A 388-nucleotide genomic window follows, 5' to 3' on the forward strand; every position below is an offset into this window, starting at 1 on the left:
TATAAACAAAAATCATATACTGCGACGGGAATTATTGGTGGCGTTGAGCGTTATGAATATGCTGCGTATCCGACGAGATGCGTGCCTAATGCATCGCTAGGGGAGGGAACTCTCGCTATCGTTAGTCGAAAAACTGATTTGGCTGAAAATCACTGGCGATTAGAACAAACTAATGAAATTATTATAAGTTGGAGTCTCGATGAAATCACATTGTAAAATGTTAATTAAATTTGTCGTAAGTATCTTTTTTTCATTAAGCATTACAGCGTGTGGCCCCAACCCGCAAGATGATATACCACTATTTAAAAGCTATATAGAAAAGAATATCAATAAAAAGCCAGACGACCCATATATCTCCAGCTCAGTTAAGCCTGGTGACGCGATGTAT

1 protein-coding gene and 1 pseudogene are annotated in these 388 nt (G+C 38.4%); both read left to right on the forward strand.

Annotation, left to right across the window (positions count from 1 at the left end; translation table 11 throughout):
- Positions 1 to 216: hypothetical protein (locus tag RH85_RS23320; RefSeq protein ID WP_006713523.1), on the forward strand; the 216-nt coding region annotated here is incomplete at its 5' end.
- Positions 200 to 388, forward strand: a pseudogene (locus RH85_RS23325) (hypothetical protein); the annotation flags it as partial. The gene RH85_RS23320 and the pseudogene RH85_RS23325, both read left to right, overlap by 17 nt.

Origin of the sequence: Vibrio ichthyoenteri ATCC 700023, from assembly GCF_000222605.1 — a bacterium.
Lineage (GTDB): Bacteria > Pseudomonadota > Gammaproteobacteria > Enterobacterales > Vibrionaceae > Vibrio > Vibrio ichthyoenteri.